Source organism: Leifsonia sp. SIMBA_070, assembly GCF_046534635.1.
GTDB lineage: Bacteria > Actinomycetota > Actinomycetes > Actinomycetales > Microbacteriaceae > Leifsonia.
Genome location: NZ_JAWRYK010000036.1, coordinates 1 through 435, shown reverse-complemented (window position 1 = coordinate 435; position 435 = coordinate 1). Strand labels below are relative to the sequence as shown.

Here is a 435-nt window from a genome sequence, read left to right as displayed (position 1 = left end):
GGTTGCCAGGCAAATTTTGACGATCAAGGTGAGATTGTGATTACCGAAAGCTTCACATGAATTAAGAACAGTTTTGATTTGTCCTTCAGTTAGCCGGGACATCTCTTTTTCTTTTTCTTTGAACGGACGTACCCCATCAAGCGGATTAGGCAACTTCCATTCACCTAGCCGGCGCAACTCGTTGAAGACAGCCTCAAGATAGTATTGCTCACGGTTAACTGTAATTGGCTGTGCTATCCATTTTTCAGGATTAGCATGATAGCCGTTATCGATTTGACCACTCAGACGCTGATCACGATAATGCGCCCAATCCTTGCTTGTGATCCGTGAAGCAATAGGGTCGCCCATACCTCTGCAGACAATTTTTAACTTTGCCAGGCGCATTCTATTGGCTGCAAGCGATTGACCATGAAGATTGTGCCATAATTCGATCAG

At 44.8% G+C, this 435-nt stretch carries 1 protein-coding gene; it reads right to left on the bottom strand.

Features of this window, described 5'->3' with window-relative positions:
• Positions 1–435: hypothetical protein (locus SB754_RS19280; RefSeq protein ID WP_410784024.1), on the bottom strand; the 435-nt coding region annotated here is incomplete at both ends.